Source organism: Hydrogenivirga sp. 128-5-R1-1 (assembly GCF_000171895.1).
In genome coordinates this window covers 1-2,222 of sequence record NZ_ABHJ01000152.1, presented here as the reverse complement: position 1 = coordinate 2,222, position 2,222 = coordinate 1, and the positions used below count along the sequence as shown (strand labels likewise).

Sequence of the window (2,222 nt, the reverse complement as noted above, 5' to 3'; positions counted from 1 at the left end):
CAATTTCCGATATAGAAATTTCATTATTATAAAGGTCTATATATGCCGTTTTATATCCTTTCTTTTCTGCAAAAGTTCCATCTCCTGCTATTAGACCTATTACAAGCCCAAGCTCATAATACCCTTCTGTTCCAAATTGTCCCTCTCCTGATTGGATTAATAGCTTATCCCCGGGCTTTAAATCAGATAATTTTACTTTTTCTATTTTGTATTCCTTTGCATATTTCCCTTCATATAATTTGTCAGGAACTGCTCTATAAAATTCATGCCAATCGGTAGCTTTTATTTTATATCCTTCTTTTGTAATTACTTCATAAACATCTGCATTTTCTTTAGTCTTAAACATTTTTAAACATTGAGCAGTAGATACACCATAGTCTTTCCAATTTCCATTTGTTCTTTTATCATAAGTAGCAATTATGGCTTCTCCTTTTTCAAAAAGCTCTTCAGCTTCTACAAGCCCCCATTGTGTTGCAAGTCTTGTATCTCCTGTTACACATAAATTTGATGAGTTTATAACTCCATACTCAGGACAAGGGTTATGTTCATTATGTCTGTCCTTAAATGTTAACCATGGATGACCTGTTTTAGCCAACTTAAATAAATATCTTCTGAACCATTCTTGAGAATCTATTTTTTTCCAGAGTTTAATTTCTCCCGTTTCTGCCTTTTCTATGCACTCAAAATATTTTTCTGTAAAATCTTTACCCCAGCTTGCAACAAGTTCTGGGCATTCTGCAGGGTCAAATAGGTATAAAGGTTCTCCTTCTTTAATTCTTCTCATTATTTCATCTGGCATCCAGATGGCAGTGTTTAAAGAAGGTGTTCTAAAGTAAGGGTTTCCTGTTGTTTCTCTTAAATCTAAAAATGCATCTATATCAAGATGCCAGGGCTGTAAATACATTACCTGAGAGCTTCTTCTTCTTCCTCCTTGCTGTATAGCATTGACAATTGTGTCAAATATTTTTATAAATGGTATTACACCTGAAGATTTTGCGTTTAAAGACTTAATAGCTGAACCTGTTGCTCTAATTCTTGTAACGTCTGTTCCAACACCACCTGCATATTTTGCTAAAAATGCAGTTTCTTTAGCCTTATCCATTATAGACTCTAAAGAGTCATCTATAACATTTACATAACAACTGGAATACTGGTGTGTAATTGTTCCAGAATTATATAGGGTAGGTGTTGAGTGAAGGTACTCAAGTTTTGATATTTTGTTGTAAACTTTTATAACTTCATCCTCATTATTTCCTATTCCAAGGGCAACTCTCATAAAAAACCACTGTGGCTTTTCTATGATTTCTCCATTTCTATCTTTTGTAAAATATCTATCTTTTAAAGTGGTCATTCCAAAATAATCAAGAAGATTATCCCTTTCATAATCTATAGCATTTTCAATCTTTTCTAAATCAAAGTTTAATATGTCCTCTTTATAAAGCCCCTCTTTTACTCCGTATTCTAAAGCCTCTTTGAAAGATTTGAACCTTTTATCAATTTTTCTGTTAATTATCTTTTGAAGCTGTCTTGATGCAAGAGTATCATATATGTAATGTGTAGGAATTAACTGCTCTATCGCTTTTAGAACGAGAAAGTCAAGCTCTTCAGTTGTTACTCTTTCTGGTATTTTTAAATCAAGCTCTTTTGCAATTTTAAAAGCAATTTCCCAGTCATCTGGTAAATCCATTCCTTCAAAAAGGGCAAATATAGCATTTATGAGCTTTTTCATTTGAAATTTTTCTTCCGTTCCATCTCTTTTAACAACTATTCTTTCCACAGCTACCCTCCTAAAATATCTATATTAAAAGTTAGTGTACTCTGTAGATGACACTTCAAAAAAGTTTGTGAGCTTTTTCACATCCTCTTTTTGTAAAAATTTAAGTGGGTTTTGCTGGATGTTGAATTGAGGGTCAAAGCCAAGCTCCTCAAGTCTTCTATCTGCAATGTATTTCATATACATTTCAAGCTCTTTGTAAGAAACTCCAAATATAGTTGTTCCGCCAAATTTTGTTTTTAAATAGTTAAGCTCAAGTTCCACTGCATCAATAATTGTATCTCTAATATTTTCAACAAATTTAATATCATCAACAATTTCAGGATTTTCTTCAATAATTGTAAGTATTGCTTCAATTCCATTTTGCAGGTGCAGAGACTCATCAATTAAAACAAGCTCAACACCAGAAACCACATTTTTCATCTTCCCTGTGTCTTTCATTGCAAAG

General features: G+C 32.7%; 2 protein-coding genes. Both read right to left on the bottom strand.

The window, feature by feature from the left end; all coding sequences use genetic code 11:
• Positions 1-1,777: ribonucleotide reductase N-terminal alpha domain-containing protein (locus tag HG1285_RS17800; protein WP_008288736.1), on the bottom strand; the 1,777-nt coding region annotated here is incomplete at its 3' end.
• A gap of 24 nt (positions 1,778-1,801) precedes the next feature.
• The coding region (locus HG1285_RS04030; RefSeq protein ID WP_008288735.1) for a ribonucleotide-diphosphate reductase subunit beta at positions 1,802-2,222 on the bottom strand (421 nt) is incomplete at its 5' end.